Source organism: Sterolibacterium denitrificans (genome assembly GCF_900174485.1).
Lineage (GTDB): Bacteria > Pseudomonadota > Gammaproteobacteria > Burkholderiales > Rhodocyclaceae > Sterolibacterium > Sterolibacterium denitrificans.
The window spans coordinates 1,433,779-1,450,772 of record NZ_LT837803.1 but is presented as its reverse complement, the minus strand read 5'-3'; the positions used below and the strand labels follow the sequence as shown (position 1 = coordinate 1,450,772).

At 65.5% G+C, this 16,994-nt stretch carries 13 protein-coding genes; 10 read left to right on the top strand and 3 right to left on the bottom strand.

The features are described from left to right. Positions 1-76 precede the first annotated feature (76 nt). Positions 77-829, bottom strand: a complete 753-nt coding sequence (rpsB, locus tag SDENCHOL_RS06665) for a 30S ribosomal protein S2 (RefSeq protein WP_154716513.1) — start codon at positions 827-829, stop codon at positions 77-79. Positions 830-1,216: 387 nt separating this feature from the next. On the opposite strand from rpsB, the gene map reads away from it, so the two are divergent. Continuing rightward, positions 1,217-2,026, top strand: a complete 810-nt coding sequence (gene map / locus SDENCHOL_RS06660) for a type I methionyl aminopeptidase (RefSeq protein WP_154716512.1) — start codon at positions 1,217-1,219, stop codon at positions 2,024-2,026. Between the two features lie 14 nt (positions 2,027-2,040). Beyond that, the gene (locus SDENCHOL_RS06655; RefSeq protein WP_154716511.1) at positions 2,041-4,635 is read left to right on the top strand and encodes a [protein-PII] uridylyltransferase; all 2,595 of its coding nucleotides are present in this window, start codon (positions 2,041-2,043) and stop codon (positions 4,633-4,635) included. Between the two features lie 19 nt (positions 4,636-4,654). Here SDENCHOL_RS06655 and SDENCHOL_RS06650 read toward each other — a convergent pair whose 3' ends face one another. Beyond that, entirely contained in the window at positions 4,655-5,419 is a 765-nt protein-coding gene (locus tag SDENCHOL_RS06650; protein WP_154716510.1) for a pseudouridine synthase, read from the bottom strand. Between the two features lie 33 nt (positions 5,420-5,452). Then, on the bottom strand, positions 5,453-6,583 hold the full coding sequence (locus tag SDENCHOL_RS06645) for a class I SAM-dependent methyltransferase (RefSeq protein ID WP_197706867.1): 1,131 nt from the start codon (positions 6,581-6,583) through the stop codon (positions 5,453-5,455). A gap of 292 nt (positions 6,584-6,875) precedes the next feature. Between SDENCHOL_RS06645 and SDENCHOL_RS06640 the strand changes: the two genes are divergently transcribed. The 8 genes from SDENCHOL_RS06640 (at position 6,876) to SDENCHOL_RS06605 (ending at position 16,947) form a co-directional block, all read left to right on the top strand. Then, positions 6,876-7,421: an iron transporter gene (locus SDENCHOL_RS06640; RefSeq protein ID WP_154716508.1), complete on the top strand. Its 546-nt coding sequence runs from the start codon at positions 6,876-6,878 to the stop codon at positions 7,419-7,421. A 3-nt stretch (positions 7,422-7,424) separates the two neighbouring features. Beyond that, entirely contained in the window at positions 7,425-8,924 is a 1,500-nt protein-coding gene (locus SDENCHOL_RS06635) for a carbohydrate porin (RefSeq protein WP_154716507.1), read from the top strand. 40 nt (positions 8,925-8,964) lie between these two features. Next, a complete protein-coding gene (locus SDENCHOL_RS06630) occupies positions 8,965-9,303 on the top strand; it encodes a cupredoxin domain-containing protein (protein ID WP_154716506.1) in 339 nt (112 codons plus the stop codon). 83 nt (positions 9,304-9,386) lie between these two features. After that, on the top strand, positions 9,387-10,190 hold the full coding sequence (locus SDENCHOL_RS06625) for an FTR1 family iron permease (RefSeq protein ID WP_154716505.1): 804 nt from the start codon (positions 9,387-9,389) through the stop codon (positions 10,188-10,190). Then, entirely contained in the window at positions 10,183-11,577 is a 1,395-nt protein-coding gene (locus tag SDENCHOL_RS06620) for a 4Fe-4S binding protein (RefSeq protein WP_154716504.1), read from the top strand. Before SDENCHOL_RS06625 ends, SDENCHOL_RS06620 begins: the two co-directional genes overlap by 8 nt. Positions 11,578-11,741: 164 nt before the next feature. Then, positions 11,742-13,055: an acyl-CoA dehydrogenase family protein gene (locus SDENCHOL_RS06615; protein WP_154716503.1), complete on the top strand. Its 1,314-nt coding sequence runs from the start codon at positions 11,742-11,744 to the stop codon at positions 13,053-13,055. 39 nt (positions 13,056-13,094) lie between these two features. Beyond that, a complete protein-coding gene (locus tag SDENCHOL_RS06610) occupies positions 13,095-14,294 on the top strand; it encodes an acyl-CoA dehydrogenase family protein (protein WP_154716502.1) in 1,200 nt (399 codons plus the stop codon). A gap of 94 nt (positions 14,295-14,388) precedes the next feature. Beyond that, complete coding sequence (locus SDENCHOL_RS06605) at positions 14,389-16,947, top strand: ABC transporter permease (RefSeq protein ID WP_231912926.1); 2,559 nt, start codon at positions 14,389-14,391, stop codon at positions 16,945-16,947. The last annotated feature ends 47 nt before the right edge of the window (positions 16,948-16,994 follow it).

Genomic DNA, 16,994 nt, shown 5'->3' with positions numbered 1-16,994 from the left:
AACGAATGGCTGGCGCATGCACCGGGCAGACGCACGCTCGCACGCGCTCCACCCGGCGCCGCTGCGCCAATCGAGTTCACTCGGCCGATTCTTCTTCGACTTCCACAAACTCGTCGTCACCGGCAATCTGCTGCTCCAGCTCGGTCAGCGACTGGTTACGGCCTTCGAGGATGGCATCGGCCACGCCGCGCGCATACAGGCGGATTGCCCGGCTGGAGTCGTCGTTCCCCGGAATCACGTAGCTCACGCCCTCGGGCGAGTGGTTGGTATCGACCACGCCAACCAGCGGAATGCCCAGCTTGTTGGCTTCGGTCACGGCAATCTTGTGGAAGCCCACGTCGATCACGAAGATCGCGTCGGGCAGGCCGGCCATGTCCTTGATGCCGCCGATGCTCTTCTGCAATTTCTCCAGTTCGCGGCGAGTGGTCAGGGCTTCCTTCTTGGTCATCTTTTCCAAGGAACCGTCCTCGGCCATCTGCTCCAGTTCCTTGAGCCGCTTGATCGAAGTCTTGACGGTCTTGAAGTTGGTCAACATGCCGCCGAGCCAGCGCTCATCGACATAGGGCATGCCGGCGCGCTGCGCCTCTTCGGCAATGATTTCGCGCGCCTGGCGCTTGGTGCTGACGAACAGCACCGTGCCCTTCTTGGCGGACAGCTTGCGCACGAAGGCCATGGCTTCCTGGTACTTGACCATGGTCTTTTCCAGGTTGACGATATGGATCTTGTTGCGATGGCCGAAGATATACGGGGCCATCCTGGGGTTCCAGAAGCGCGTCTGGTGACCAAAGTGGACACCGGCTTCCAGCATTTCACGCATGCTTGCAGACATTCAGAATCTCCGAACAGGGTTGAACCTCCGCCCGGCCGTGCTGCCTCCGAACCAGTTCGGAGGCCACCCCATCGGCGCCAGGCGTGTGGATTGGTGGTTGAAAACAAAGACAACTTGCCCTGCGACAGGAGCGATCGGCAGACACGCCGCGCCCGTTGCCGCTTGACAAGCCGGGCATTATAAAGGCTTTTCCGCCGTACACTCAAGCTGTTGGGATGATTTCCCGAACAGTTCCCGGACACACGGCCGGCTTGCCGCGGTGCGGCGGCGGAAATACGGGTTCAATGCGGCTCCAATGCGCTTCATTTCAATCTTCAACGGTTAAAATCGCGGGAGCCTGGAACCTGGAACCCGGAACTTACCGATCACGCACTGACCGGATCACACATGAGCATCGAAATCAAATCCCCCGAAGACATCGAAAAAATGCGCCTCGCCGGCCGTCTCTGCGGCGAAGTCCTCGATTACATCGCGCCCTTCGTCAAGCCGGGCGTCACCACCGAGGCACTCGACCGCCTCTGCCACGACTACATGGTCGACGTGCAGGGCTGCATTCCGGCGCCGCTCAACTACGCGCCGCCCGGCTACACGCCCTATCCGAAATCGGTGTGCACCTCCATCAACCACCAGGTCTGCCACGGGATACCCAATGACCGGCCGTTGAAAAAGGGCGACATCCTCAACATCGACGTGACCACCATCAAGGACGGCTACCATGGCGACAGCAGCCGCATGTACATCGTCGGCGGCGAGGCGGCGGCTTCGATCCTGGCGCGGCGCCTGTGCAACGTCACGCTCGAATGCCTCTGGCTGGGCATCGGCCAGGTACGCCCGGGCGCGCGTCTGGGCGACATCGGCGCGGCCATCCAGAAGCACGCCGAAGCCAACGGCTTCTCGGTGGTGCGCGAATTCTGCGGCCATGGCATCGGCCGGCAGTTTCACGAAGATCCGCAAGTGCTTCACTACGGCAAGTCCGGCACCGGCATCGTGATCGAACCCGGCATGATCTTCACCATCGAGCCGATGATCAATGCCGGCAAGGCGGCGATTTCCGAACTGAACGACGGCTGGACCATCGTCACCAAGGACCGCAGCCTCTCGGCCCAGTGGGAGCACACCATCCTCGTCACCCCGAGCGGCCATGAAGTGCTGACCCTCTCCGCCGGCGCGCCACCGAAACCCGCTTCCATCGCCTGAGCAGCCGCCCCGCCATGCCCGACCAACCTTCAGGCACGGCGACCGGCAAACGGATACTCGCCCTGCGCCAGCGCCTGCAGGACGGCCAGGCGGCGCTGCACCAGGACTACCTCGCCAAAGGCAACGCCAGCGCCATGCTGCGCGGCCGCGCGCGTCTGGTCGACGGCCTGCTGCGCGAACTCTGGCGACATTGCGCGCCGCCGCAGGCCATGGCCCTGGTTGCCGTTGGCGGTTACGGGCGCGGCGAACTCTACCCGGCCTCGGATATCGACCTGCTGATCCTCCTGCCCGATGACGACTGCCGCCAGGCCGACGAAGAAATCACCCCGCTGATCGGCATGCTCTGGGACATCGGCCTGGAAGTCGGCCACAGCGTGCGCAGCAGCGCCGACTGCCTGCTGGAGGCGGCGCGCGACATCAGCGTGCAGACCAATCTGCTCGAAGCGCGCCTGGTGGCCGGCAATCGGCAAACCTTTGCCGGCTTCGCGCAGGCCATGCACGACCAGCTCGACATCCGGCAATTCTTCAAGGCCAAGCGCCTGGAACAGCAGGAGCGCCATGCGCGCTTCGATGACACGGCCTTCAGCCTCGAACCGAATTGCAAGGAAAGTCCCGGCGGGTTGCGCGATCTGCAGGTCATTCTGTGGATCGCCCGCGCGGCCGGCCTCGGCCGGCGTTGGCGCGATCTGACGGCGCACGCGCTGATCACCGCCAGCGAAGCCCGCCAGCTCGAACGCTGCGAACGCCTGCTGGATCACCTGCGCATCCGCCTCCACTATCTGGCCAGGCGGCGCGAGGATCGCCTGCTGTTCGACCATCAGGAAGCCCTTGCCGAAGCTTTCGGCATACGCCCCAGCGCCGCCAAACGCGCCTCGGAACTGCTGATGCAGCGCTATTACCTGAACGCCAGGCTGATCAACCAGCTCGGCACCCTCCTGCTGCAGAACCTCGGCGAACATCTGTTTCCCGCTTACCACCGGCATCTGGCGCCGATCTACATCAATCCCCGCTTCCAGATGCAGCGCGACCTGCTCGACGTGCGCGACGAACAGATTTTCGAACGCGAGCCGCGCGCCATCCTGGAAAGTTTTCTGCTGCTCCAGCAACGCTCCGAACTGAAAGGCATGACGGCGCGCACGCTGCGCGCGCTGTGGCGCGCGCGCAGCCACATCGATGCGAAGTTTCGCCGCGATCCCGGCAATCGCGCGCTGTTTCTGTCCATGTTCCAGCAGAAGCGCGGCATCGTGCATGAGATGCGGCGCATGAATCACTACGACATCCTCGGCCGCTACCTGCCGGCCTTCGGCCGCATCGTCGGCCAGATGCAGCACGACCTGTTTCACGTCTATACGGTCGACCAGCACATCCTGCAGGTACTGCGCAACCTGCGGCGTTTCAGCCTGCCCGAGTTCGCCCACGAATATCCGCGCTGCAGTCGCCTGATGTCGCGCTTCGAGCGTCACTGGCTGATCTATATCGCCGCGCTGTTCCACGACATCGCCAAGGGCCGCGGCGGCGATCACTCGCAACTGGGCATGCGCGATGCGCGGCGCTTCTGCATCGAACACGGGCTTGCCGAAGAAGATACCGACCTCGTCGGCTTTCTCGTCGGCGATCATCTGACGATGTCCGCGGTCGCCCAGAAACAGGATCTGGCCGACCCCGAAGTCATCGCCGCCTTCGCCCGCACCGTGCAGACCCGGCGCCGGCTGGACGCCCTGTACCTGCTGACGGTTGCCGACATCCGCGGCACCAGTCCCAAGGTCTGGAACAACTGGAAGGGCAAACTGCTCGAAGACCTCTACCTGGCCACGCGCCGCCTGCTCGACGGCAAGACAGACCGGCAGGCAAGCGACGGCGACGGCCGGCAGGACGAGGTACGCCGCCTGTTGCGCTTCCATGGCCTGCGTCCAGGCATGGAAGCGGCCCTCTGGCAACAGCTCGATACCGCCTATTTCATGCGCCATGCCGCCGATGAAATCGCCTGGCATACGCGCAATCTCTATCACTGTCCGAATGCGCCGCTGCCGGTCGTCAAGGCGCGCCTGCATCAAATCGACGATGGCCTGCAAGTGATGGTCTATGTCGCCGACCAGCCGCTGCTCTTCGCCCGCCTCTGCGGTTTCTTCAGCCGCCTGGGCTACTCCATCGTCGACGCCAGAATCCACACCACGCGCCACGGCTACGCCCTGGACAGCTTCACCCTGCTCGATCCCGGCCGGCAACTGCCCTATCGCGACATGACCGGCCTGATCGAACACGACCTGGTCGAACATCTGCGGGCCATGCCGCCACTGGCCGCAGTGCAACCCAACGCAACGCGCCTGTCGCGCCAGCTGCGGCACTTTCCGATCATGCCGGAAATCAGCATCCACCCCGACGACAAGGGCCGCTACCACATCATGTCCATCGTCGCCGCCGACCGGCCGGGGCTGCTGTATTCCGTCGCGCTGACGCTGGCGCATCACCGGGTCAGCGTGCATACCGCCAGAATCGCGACGCTCGGTGAGCGCGCCGAAGACACCTTCCTCATCAGCGGCGAAAAACTACTGCAACCCGCTTCGCGGATGCGGCTGGAGCAGGAACTGCTGGAGATATTGCAGATCTGAACGGCGCGTGACGGACAACCTACGGCAGGCCAGGCAGAGCGCCCTCCATCCCGGTTTCCATCTGCGGCGCGGAAAATACCTGCGCGACTTCCCGCGCATTCAGCACGCGCCATTCGCCTTCCACCAGGCCATCCAGCGTCAGCCCGCCCAGCGCGACCCGGCGCAGGGCCACGACGTGATTGCCGACGGCGGCAAACATGCGCCGCACCTGGTGATAGCGTCCCTCGCTCAGCGTCACCCGCGCCCGGCGCGGGCCGAGCGCGACCAGCCCGGCGGGCGCCAGCGGCGCATCCTCGCCTTCCAGCAGCAAGGTGCCGGCAGCGAACAGCGCCGCCTCGTCGCCGCGCAAGTCCATGCCCAATTCGGCCTCGTACACCTTCTGCACCCTGGCCTTCGGCGCGATGATGCGATGCAGCAGCAAACCATCGTCCGTCAACAGCAGCAGCCCGGCGGTGTCCCGATCGAGGCGCCCCACCGTCGACAGCACCGGCTTGCGCTGGCGAAAGCGCGGCGGCAGCAGCTCATAGACCAGACGCACCTGATCCCTGGTCGAGCAGGTGTAACCCACCGGCTTGTTGAGCATCAGCACCACGCCCGGCAGAGGATCGAGCGCCTCATCATCGACGCGGATCGCCGCGCAGGCAACAGCATCGGCCAAGTCGATCGTCTCATCGAGGCCCAGTGCCCGGCCATCGGCCCCCGTCACCCAGCCATTCTTCAGCATCTGCGTGACTTCCCTGCGGCTGCCATAGCCCAGGTTGGCCAGCAATTTCAGCAGTTTCATATTTTGCGATCCCCGCTCATTCCTGCCGGCGGCTCATTTCACCGCCTCGATCACCTTGTAGCCCTGCTCGCAGCAGATTTCGCGCACCTGGCGGAAATACCGGCGCAGCGTTGCTTCATAGGGCAGATGGCGATTGGCAACCAGCCAGAAGCGCCCACCCGCGCGCAGGCCCGCTGCCGCTGCGGCGAGAAAAGCCTGGCCGATCTCCGGCGCATCGGCGCGGCTCCGGTGAAAGGGCGGATTGCTGACAATGAAATCGTAGCGCCGCCCCGGCGCGAGGCCGGTCGTCACGTCGTGCCAGAAAAAATCGAAGACGACGGACTGCGCATGCCGCGCGCTTTCAACACCTTCACCATGTGCCGCGAGATTCTGCCGCGCCAGCGCCAAACCGCGCGCCTCGGCCTCGTACAAATCGAGCGCCCTCACCGCCGGACAGCGCAGCGCCACCTCGGCGGCCAGATAGCCGAAGCCGGCCCCCAGATCGGCGCCCCGACCGGCCAGATCGGCCGGCAGACAGCGCGCCAGCAGCGCCGAAGCGGCATCGACATGCGACCAGGCAAACAGCCCCGGGCGACTCAGGAAGCGGCCATCCGCAATGCGGCGCGGCGCATCGAGCACCGCCCATTCCGCCAGCAGGACGGCATCGACGCCTGCGGGATCGGGCTGTGTCCAATACACCCGGCATTTCTGTTTGGCGAGGCCGCGCACCGTCCCCGCTCCCGCCAGACGCGCCAGATCGGCTTCGCCACTGCGCGCCCCGGCGTTGTTGGCCTGGCAGCACAGCAGCGTGCCGCCGGGTACCGTGCGCTGCAAGGCCGCAGCCAGCAGCGCGCGCGCTTCATCGCGGCTGCGCGGCGGCAGCAGCATGACCAGCGGAAAGCAGCCTGGCGCAGCGGAGACATCTAACGCACCGGACGCATCGAACGCAGCGGCCGCCATGCGCAAGCCGTCGGCCGCCAGCGCGTCGGCATCCGGCTTGAAGCTTTGCTCGCACACCAACTGCCGGCGCTGCTGCGCGGACAGCTCATGCAGCGCCGCCCCCGCGCGTGCGCGCATGAACAGCACCTCGCCGGCTGCCGGCCAGCGCAAATCGCCCGCCCGGAACGGCAGCAGCAGCGTTTCCAGGGCGGGATCGGAAAAGGAGGAAAGTTTGGCAGCGGGCACGACAGACCGTCCGGCAGAACGAAAGCGGAACAAGGGCCGCGCAGTATCCACGCTGCGCGTTCCAGGGTCAAATGAGACTCCTCGCGAGCAGGCATGGGATGAAATCATTTTCCAATTGACAACGATTCTCAATTACCTGAAAATTTGCCCCCCTGAAATTCCTTTCAACCCGAGTTCAAAAATACGATGCGCTGCGATGCACCGAAGCGCATGCGATGCCAGCCAACATGACAACGTATGCGTATCTGCATGCCCACGACCGTCAGATTTGGATTCATCCACGGAGAACTTCATGATCACGCTCAAGAAACTGCTTCAGGCCACATTGCTCAGCGCCGTCCTGGTCACGCCGGCGCTGGCGCTCGAATACCCCATCGGGGTGCCGCAGCAGCGCAGCGGCATGGAGATCGCAGCGGTCTATCTGCAGCCGATCGAGATGGAGCCGGAAGGCATGATGCGCAAGACCACGGAATCCGACGTCCATCTGGAGGCCGACATCCACGCCCTGGACAACAATCCGAATGGCTTCGAGGAAGGCGCCTGGATTCCCTACCTGACGGTGAAATTCGAAGTCAGCAAGATCGGCAGCGACTACAAGGTGGCGGGCGACTTCATGCCGATGGTGGCCAATGACGGCCCGCATTACGGCGACAACATCAAGCTGTCGGGGCCGGGCAAGTACAAGGTGAAATACACCATCCTGCCGCCGTCGGCCAATCCCCACGCCCATTTCGGCCGTCATACCGACCGGGCCACCGGCGTGCGTCCCTGGTTCAAGCCGTTCGATGTCGAGTATGAATTCACCTACGTCGGCATCGGCAAGAAGGGCGGGTATTGAGCCATGAAACTCACCAAATTGAGCCTGGCCTGCATGGCGACGGCCCTGAGCCTGCCAGCCTTGCCCGCTCTGGCTGCCACGCCGCAGGAAAACACGCTGCTGGAACAGCTCATGGCGCGCATGGAGAAGCTGGAGGCGCGCAATGCCGAGCTGGAAAAACAGGTGCAGGAACTCAAGGGAGAAAGCCAGGCCGTCGCCGCCGGCCTGGAGAGTCCGCGCCTTTCGGAAAGCGAACCTGAACTGACCGTCCGCCTGAAGGCGGTCGAGAAGGATCAGTTGAACATGAAGAAGGCGCAGAAGATCGCCGAGAGCCTCGACGGCATCCAGGTCAGCGCCTCGCTGGCGACGGTGGCGCAAAGAGCCAGCGGCCTGCCGCAAGGCATCGCCAACGGCAAGAGCCAGTTGAATTACCGCGCCGACGTCTCCGTGGAACTGCCGCTGGCGCCGCTGGGCGACATCGACCACAAGCTGTTTGCCCACGTGCGCATGGGCCAGGGCCTGGGATTGAACGAGACGTACAGCAACCTGGGGTATTTCTCCAGCGCGCCGAACGCCCTCGCCTTCCGCGCCTCCGGGCTGAATCCGGACGACTCGGTCGCCATCCTGGGCCAGGCCTGGTACCAGGCGGCGATCCCCCTGCCCTATCTCGGCTTCAAGCCCTATTCCCGGGAAACCCTGGAGCTGACGTTCGGCAAGATGGATATTTTCGGTTTCTTCGACCAGAACCTGGGCGCGGGCGACGAATCGCGGCAGTTCCTGAACTCCGTGCTGGTGCATAACCCGCTGCTGGATGCGGCGGGCGAAGTCGGCGTCGATGCCAACGGTTTCCAGCCGGGCTTCGTCGCTTCCTATCTCAACGCGACCGACAAAACCCAGCCCTGGCGGCTGTCCCTCGGCCTGTTCGGGGCGGGCGATCGCGGCTCGAACTACCAGCGCAGCCTGAGTTCGCCGCTGGTCATGGTGCAGGCGGAAAAACAGCTCAGTTTCGATGGACTGCTGGGCAATTATCGCGTCTATGCCTGGAATCGCAGCCAGGGTGTGGATTTCGACGGCAGCGAAAAACGCCATACGGGCGTCGGCCTGTCCATCGATCAGCGCGTCGGCGACGGCATCATTCTCTTCTCGCGCTACGGCAAGCTGCTCAAGGGCGAATTGCCTTTCAACCAGACCCTGACGGCCGGAGCTGAATTCAACGGCAGCTACTGGGGTCGCGCGGCCGACGTCATCGGCGTGGCCGGCGCCTGGCTGAAATCAGGCAAGAGCTATCGTCTGGCGGGCGCTGGCGGCTGCGTCGGCGGCTTCGACGATCTGGGAAATTGCCTTGCCGGCGCGTTCACTTATTTCCCGCAAGGGGCCGAGAAAGTGGCGGAAATCTATTATCGCTACCGCATCACGCCACAGTTCGAGATCTCGCCGGACGTGCAATTCTTGAGTCGTGGCGGCGCCAATCCGGATGCGCCCTCCTCGCGCATCTTCGGGCTGCGCGCAAACATCGCCTATTGACATGAAACGACATGAAGCGGCGCATCGCAGGCGTCCGGCCATGAAACGGATATTCCGCAGCACCAGTGCCGCCTGCGCGCTGCTGCTCATGGCCGGCAGCGGCTGGGCCGCTGAACTGCCGACGTTCAAGGTGCTGATGAAAGACGGCCGGATCCACCCCGAAACCGTGGTCGTGCCGGCGAATACGCGCTTTCGTCTGGAAATCAGCAATGCGGGGCCGGGCGCGGCCGAATTCGAAAGCATCGAATTGAAAAAGGAATTGGTGCTGGCACCCGGCGTCACGCGGAAGATGGTGTTCTATCCGCTGAAGCCGGGGACTTATAAATTCTTCGATGATTTCCATCCGGGCACCGGGCAGGCGCTGATCCTCGCCAAATAGATCCGCCACCGCCCAGACCCGGACCGCGCCCGTTCATTCAGCCAGCCCCTCAGCCAGCCATACAGCCATCGCGGAAAATCATCATGGGAAATGCAATATTCGTCGTCTGGCGGGAAAGCCTGGAAGCTTTCCTGATCGCCGGGATACTTTTTGCCTGGCTGCAGGCGAATCACGATGATGGCCGCGGCAAGCGGGCCCTGCTGCTCGGCCTGGCCGGCGGCGTCGGGCTGGCGCTGCTGCTGGGCTGGGGCCTGCTCACGGTACAGGACGAACTGACGGGCCAGGCGCTGGAAGTTTTCCAGACCGCCATGCTGTTCGTCGCCGCCGGCCTGATCACCCAAATGGTGCTCTGGATGCGCCGCCACGGAAGGACGATCAAGGCCAGGCTGCATGCCGATCTCACGCTGGCGGCGACGCGTTCGGGGCATCTGGGCGTGGCCGTCGTGGCCGCCCTGGCCGTGGCGCGCGAAGGCGCGGAGACCGTCATCTTTCTGTATGGGCTGGCCCAGGGCGGCGAAATGCAATCGCTGCTCATCGGCAGCCTCATCGGCCTGGCCGCTGCGGCCCTGACCGCCTGGCTGGCGGCCAAATCGCTGGCCAGGCTCAACCTTCCCCTGCTGCTGCGCCTTTCCGCGATTCTGCTGTTGATCATTTCCTCGGCGCTGCTGGTCGCCGCCCTGGATCGCCTGATCGGCGACGGCACGCTGCCGCCCCTGATCGACCCGGTCTGGAACAGCGCCTGGCTGATCGACGACACGAGCCAAGCCGGCAAGCTGTTTGCCGATTTCACCGGCTATCGGGCGCGGCCTGCGCTTTCGGAACTCCTGATCTGGGCCGGCTACTGGATGCTGGTGGCCTTCTTCTGGCGCAAAACCGCCCATGCTTGAGCAAGCCATCCAGTTTCGTCCCCGCCGACCGGCGGGGCGGCTGGAACGTGTCGGACTGTGGCTGCGCCGGCACCGCAACGCCATCATGCTTCTGCAGTGGCTGGTCGTGCTGGGTTACGCCGGCATGGTCATCGTGCCGGCTTTCATGCCGCTGCCGCCGGCGCAGGCCCACATCTGGAACAACCTGCGGCTGTTCGCCCAGTTCTGTTTCTGGGGGCTGTGGTGGCCCGGCGTCATGCTGGCCACCGTCACCCTGGGCCGCGTCTGGTGCGGCTTGCTGTGCCCCGAGGGCTTCATCTCCGAACAGGTGAGCCGTCACGGCCGCGGCAAGCCCTTGCCGCGCTGGCTGAAATGGCCGGGCTGGCCGCTTCTTGCCTTCATCTGCACGACGCTCTACGGCCAGTTGATCAGCGTCTATGAATACCCCCAGGCGGCCCTGCTGATCCTCGGCGGCTCGACGCTGGCGGCCATCGTCATCGGGCTGCTGTACGGCCGCGAAAAGCGCATCTGGTGCCGCTACCTCTGTCCGGCCTCCGGCGTTTTCGCCGTCCTCGCCAAGATTGCCCCCGTGCATTACAAGGTCGACCGGGATGCCTGGACGCATTACAGCGGCGAGAAGCCCAGTCCGGTCAATTGCGCGCCCCTGGTGGATATCCGCCGCATGACCAGCGCATCGGAATGCCATAGCTGCGGACGCTGCGCCGGTCAGCGCGATGCCGTCAGCTATTCCTGGCGTTCGCCGTTCAGCGAAGTCCTGGATCCGGCCAACGAAGCCCGCACCATGGATGCCGTCACCCTGCTGTTCGGCGTGCTGGGCGTGGCCACGGCGGCTTTTCAATGGACGCTCAGTCCCTGGTTTCTGCAGCTCAAGCTGGGACTGGCCGAATGGCTGGTTAACCATGAATATTTCGGGCTGCTTTCCGACCAGGTTCCCTGGTGGCTGCTGACGCATTATCCGGAAGCCAATGATCTCTTCACCTGGCTCGACGGCGCCCTGATTCTGGCCTACCTGCTGCTGGGCGGCGGCCTGCTCGGCCTCCTCCTGCTGCTGGCGCCGCTGCTCGCCAGCCGCCTGCTGCAGACGCCCAGCCTGAGCTGGCAGCGCTTCGCCCTGAGCCTGACCCCGCTGGCGGCCGCCAGCGTGATCCTCGGCCTGTCGATGCTGACGGTCAGCCACCTGAAGGCGGAGCACGTCTGGCTGGGCTGGCTTGCCTATGCCCGCATCCTGCTGCTGGGCGCGGGCATGCTTGGCAGCGCGCTGTTGGCCGGCCTGCTGGCCGCGCGCGCGCCCACGCGCCGCTGGCGGCGCCTGCTGGCCTTCGCCGCCATGCTCTGGCCGGTGGCGCTGATCGGCCTGATCTGGTACCAGGTCTTCTTTGTCTGGTGATTTTCCGGTTTCCCGGCCTCCCGGTTTTTTGGCGCACCCCGGCAAGAACGGCATTCGTCGACGCGTTCCTGCCTGCCGCATCTTCCCCCTTGCCTCGCCACAAAAAATTCTCCATACTCGGCACGCTTCAAACAACCGTTTGATTTTGCTTTCCTGGAGGATGCATGGCCAACAAACCCAACGCCGTCGGTACTGCGCTCGGCACGCTGAGCCGCCTTGCCGATTCTTCATTCATGCGCCGGCACAAGCTCAACAAGGCCGCCGAGAAAGCGGTGTATCTGAGCACCCGCACGGGCTTCCAGGCCATCGCCCAGGCGCGCAAGCTGTTCAAGCCCGCCAAGCCGCAAGGCGGGGCCAGCCGCCTGGCCCTGCCCGGCCACACCACCGAGCTGTTCGACTGCAACATCAGCGAAGAACAGCAGATGATGAAGGACAGCGTGGCGCAGTTTGCGGGTGACGTGCTGCGCCCGCAGGCGCACGGCGCCGACGAAAGCTGCGCCTGCCCCGCCGACCTGCACGCGCGCGCGCAGGAACTCGGCCTGATGATGTTTGCCGTGCCCGAAGCCCATGGCGGCGACGCCAGCGAAGCTGCGCTGCTCACCAACGTGCTGGTGGCCGAGGCGCTGGGCAAGGGCGACATGAGCCAAGCGCTGGCCATCCTCGCGCCGCTCTCCGTCGCCAATGCGCTCACCCGCTGGGGAACGGCGGAGCAGCAGGCCACCTATCTGCCGCCTTTTGCCGCCAACGAACCGCTGCTGGCCACGCTGGCCATCAACGAGGCGCGGCCGCTGTTCAATCCGCTCGAACCGGCCCTCACCGCCACGCCCGGAGACGACGGCTGGCGGCTCGACGGCATCAAGACGCAAGTGCCGCTCGCCGCGCGTTCCGCCCTCTGGCTGGTCAGCGCGATGACCGGCAACGGCCCGCGGATATTCATCGTCGAGGCCGGCACGCCCGGCGTCGGCGTGCGCGCGGCCGGCAGCATGGGCCTGCATGCCGCCGAGCTGGGCGATCTGAACTTCGACAACGTGCGCCTGCCGAAATCCGCCCTGCTTGGCGACGAAACTTTCGACTACGCGCAATTCATCGACTGCGGCACGCTCGGCTGGTGCGCGCTGGCCATCGGCTGCGCCGAAGCGGTGCTCGATTACGTGATTCCCTATTGCAATGAACGCGAAGCTTTCGGCGAACCGATTTCGCATCGGCAGGCCGTCGCCTTCATGATCGCCAACATCGCCATCGAGCTGGAAAGCATGCGGATGCTGACCTATCGCGCCGCCAATCGCGCCGATCTGGGCCTGCCCTGGCACCGCGAAGCCTTCCTCGCGCGCACCCTGACGCAGGAGAAGGCGATGGAAATCGGCAGCAATGGCGTGCAATTGCTCGGCGGCCACGGTTTCACCAAGGAGCATCCGGTCGAACGCTGGTACCGCGACCTGCGCGCCGTCGCCGTGCTGCACGGCGGCCTGCACCTGTAATCCGCACCGATCGCTCAAAAGATAACCAAGGAAACCATCATGTACCTGGAAGTCCCGAAAAAAATCCGCGGTCTCAAGGAGCAGGCCGCGCAAATGGCCGATCACGTCTTCCGCGACATCTCGCGCAAATACGACAAGGCCGAGCATGCCTACCCGGTGGAGCTCGACATGGTCGCTGCCGCCATCGACGGCCTCAACGACGGCAATCCCGCTGGCGCGGCCGGCGCCAACAGCGCCAGCAAGAGCGGCCAGACCGATCACGGCGGCGTGAAGAACGGCGGCAACCTATCGACCGCCTGGAGCATCATGGAACTGTGTCGCGGCGATGTCGGCCTGCTGCTCTCGATGCCGCGCCAGGGCCTGGGCAATGCCGCCATTGCCGCCGTGGCCACGCCGGAACAGAAACAGCGCCTGGCCGGGCGCTGGGCGGCGATGGCGATCACCGAGCCGACCTGCGGCTCGGACTCGGCGGCGATCCGCACCACGGCCAAAAAAGACGGCGATCACTACATCCTCAACGGCGAGAAGATCTTCGTCACCGCCGGCGATCGCTGCGACTGCGTGGTGGTCTGGGCCACGCTCGACAAGGCGCTGGGCCGCGCCGCGATCAAGTCCTTCGTCGTCGAAAAAGGCACGCCGGGCATGACCGTCACCCGCCTGGAAAAGAAGCTCGGCATCAAGTCCTCCGACACGGCGGCGATCAGTTTCGTCGACTGTCGCGTGCCGAAGGAAAATCTCCTCGGCTCACCGGAAGTCGACGTGCAGAAAGGTTTTGCCGGGGTCATGGAAACTTTCGACAACACGCGTCCGCTGGTCGCCGCGATGGCGGTGGGCGTGGCCCGCGCCGCGCTCGACCGCGCGCGCGAACTGCTCGCGCCGCACTGCGAACTCGACTACGCCACGCCCGCGCTCAACAACTCGCACGCCGCCGCAACGCTCTACCGGCTCGAAGCCGAGTGGGAAGCCGCCTATCTGCTGACGCTGAAGGCCGCCTGGATGGGTGATAACCGCCTGCCCAACTCCAAGGACGCCTCGATCGCCAAGGCCAAGGCCGGACGCACGGCCACCGAGATCACCCTGAAGTGCGTCGAGCTGTGCTCGGCCTACGGCGAGGACGACCTGCTGGAAAAATGGGCGCGCGACTCGAAGATCCTCGACATCTTCGAAGGCACGCAGCAGATCCAGCAACTGATCATCGCCCGCCGCCTGCTCGGCAAATCGTCGGCGGAATTGAAGTAGGCGCCCCGCGCCATCATGCGCTCACGCACGCGCGCGCCCAGCCCGATGGTGATTGCTAGAATCGCCTGATGCCGATCGTCTCCTGGTACCCGCCGTGTTGAGCCTGAGCCATTTCGCCACCCTGCGCCTGATGTGGCGCGTGCTGCGGCGCGATTGGCGAGCCGGTGAGCTGACGGTGCTCGGCATGGCGCTGCTGATTGCCGTCGCCAGCCTGACCAGCGTCGGCTTTCTCACCGATCGCGTGGCCCAGGCCATGGCGCTCGAAGCCCGTCAGTTGCTGGGCGGCGATCTGCTGCTGAGCGCGGACCATCCCATCCCCGACCACATCCGCCAGGAAGCCGCGCAGCGCGGCCTGCGGCAGGCCGAACTGCTGATCTTCCCGAGCATGGTGCGCACCGACGAAGCCGCCCAGCTCGCCGACATCAAGGCCGTCAGCGCAAGCTACCCCCTGCGCGGCGAGCTGCGCATCGCCGGCAGCCTCGAAGCGGCCGCCAATGACGCCCAGCCGACGCGCAGCATTCCGGCACCCGGCAGCGTCTGGCTGGACGAGCGCCTCAGCGCAGCGCTTGCCGCCCAGCCGGGCGATCACATCCGGCTGGGCGCCAGCCGGCTGACCGTCGCCGCCATCCTCACCCAGGAACCGGATCGCGGCATGAGCATGTTCGGCTTCGCCCCTCGCCTGCTGATGAACCATGCCGATCTTGCCGCCACCGGCCTGGTGCGTCCGGCCAGCCGCATTGCCTATCGCCTGCAGCTGGCCGGCGATGCGGCCGCGGTCGCGGCTTTCGGCGACTGGCTGCAACCCCGTCTGGAACGCGGCGAGCGCCTCGAAGACCTGAGCAACGCGCGCCCGGAAATGCGCACCGTGCTCGACCGCGCCGAACGCTTCCTGCGTCTGGCCGCGCTGCTGGCCGTGGTGCTGGCCGCGATTGCCGTCGGCTTCGCCACCGATCGCTACATCCGCCGCCATCTCGATGGCTGTGCCGTGATGCGCTGCCTGGGTGCCAGCCAGGCCCAGTTGCTGCTGATCCATGTCGGTGAATTTCTGCTGTTCGGCCTGCTGGCCACCCTAGCCGGCTGCCTCCTGGGCTATGCCGTGCAACTGGGACTGCAAAGCCTGCTCGCCGGCCTGTTCAGCGCCAGTCTGCCGCCACCCTCGGCGCTGCCCTGGCTGCATGGCCTGCTCGTCGGTCTGGTGCTGGTGGGCGGTTTCGCCGTGCCGCCACTGCTGCGCCTGCGCCGCGTCACGACGCTGCGCGTGCTGCGTCGCGAGTGGGACGAGCAAACGCACCCGCTGCCGCGCCTGCTGGCCTACGCCCTGGGACTGCTGGCATTGATGGGCCTGATGCTGTGGATCGCCGGCGAGCTGCAACTGGGCGCCATCGTCATGCTCGGCTTCGCGCTCGCCTTCGGTCTCTACGCCCTGCTCGCCCGCCTGCTGCTGGCGGGTGCCACGCGCAGCGGCATCGTGACTGCGCTGGGCCGCTATCCCGGCCTGCGTCTCGGGCTGGCCAGCCTGCGCCGTCATGCGAGCGCCAGCGTATTGCAGGCCGCCTCGCTGGCGCTCGGGCTGACCGCCCTGCTGCTGCTCGGCGTGGCGCGCGACGATCTGCTGGCCAACTGGCAAAACCGCATGCCGCCGGACGCGCCAAACCGCTTCATCATCAACATCCAGCCCGAACAGCGCCAAGACTTGCGCGACTTCTTCGCAAGCGCCGGGCTGCCCGCGCCGCAACTGGAACCGATGATCCGTGGCCGCCTGGTGGCCATCAACGCCACCCCGGTGGCGGCCGACCGCTACGCGGACGAACGCGCCCAGCATCTTGCCGATCGCGAATTCAACCTCTCCTGGACGAGCGAGCTGCCCGCCGGCAACCGCATCGAGGCCGGACGCTGGCATGGCAAAGGTAGCGGGAGCAGCAAGGACACGGCCAGCGGCGAAACCGAGTTTTCCGTCGAACGGGGCCTGGCCAAAACGCTGGAGCTGAAACTGGGCGACCGCCTCACCTACGACATCGCCGGCCAGCAACTGACCGGCCGCATCAGCTCGCTGCGCCAACTCAACTGGGACTCGATGCGCGTCAATTTCTTCGTCATCGCGCCGCCCGGCGCACTGGAAAATTACCCGGCCAGCGACATCACCAGCTTCCATCTGCCCAGCGAACGGCGAGACTTCGTCAATGCACTGCTGCATGCCTTCCCCAACCTGACGGTGATCGACGTCAGCGCCCTGGCGCGACAATTGCAGACAACGGTGGATCAAGTCGCCCGCGCCATCGAACTGATCTTCGGCTTTGCCCTGCTCAGTGGCCTGATGGTGCTCTACGCCGCCCTGCAGGCCAGCCAGGATCAGCGCCGCTACGAACACGCCCTGCTGCGCGCGCTGGGCGCGCGCCATCGCCAACTGCGCGGCGCCCTGCTTGCCGAATTCGCCGTACTCGGCGGCGTGGCCGGCCTGCTCGCCGGGCTGGGCGCCAGCGCCATCAGTTGGGCCGTCGCCTACTTCGCCCTGCAGCTCGATTACCTGCCTTCCGTCTTCATGCCCTTGCTCGGCATCGGCATCGGCGCCGCCGGCATCGCGGCTGCAGGCTGGCTCGGCACGGCCGGCAGCCTGCAGCGTCCGGCAATGGCCGCGCTGCGCGAAGAAACCTGAAACGCCTCAGCCGTTCCACAACCGGGACAAACCTCCGTCCCGGACGC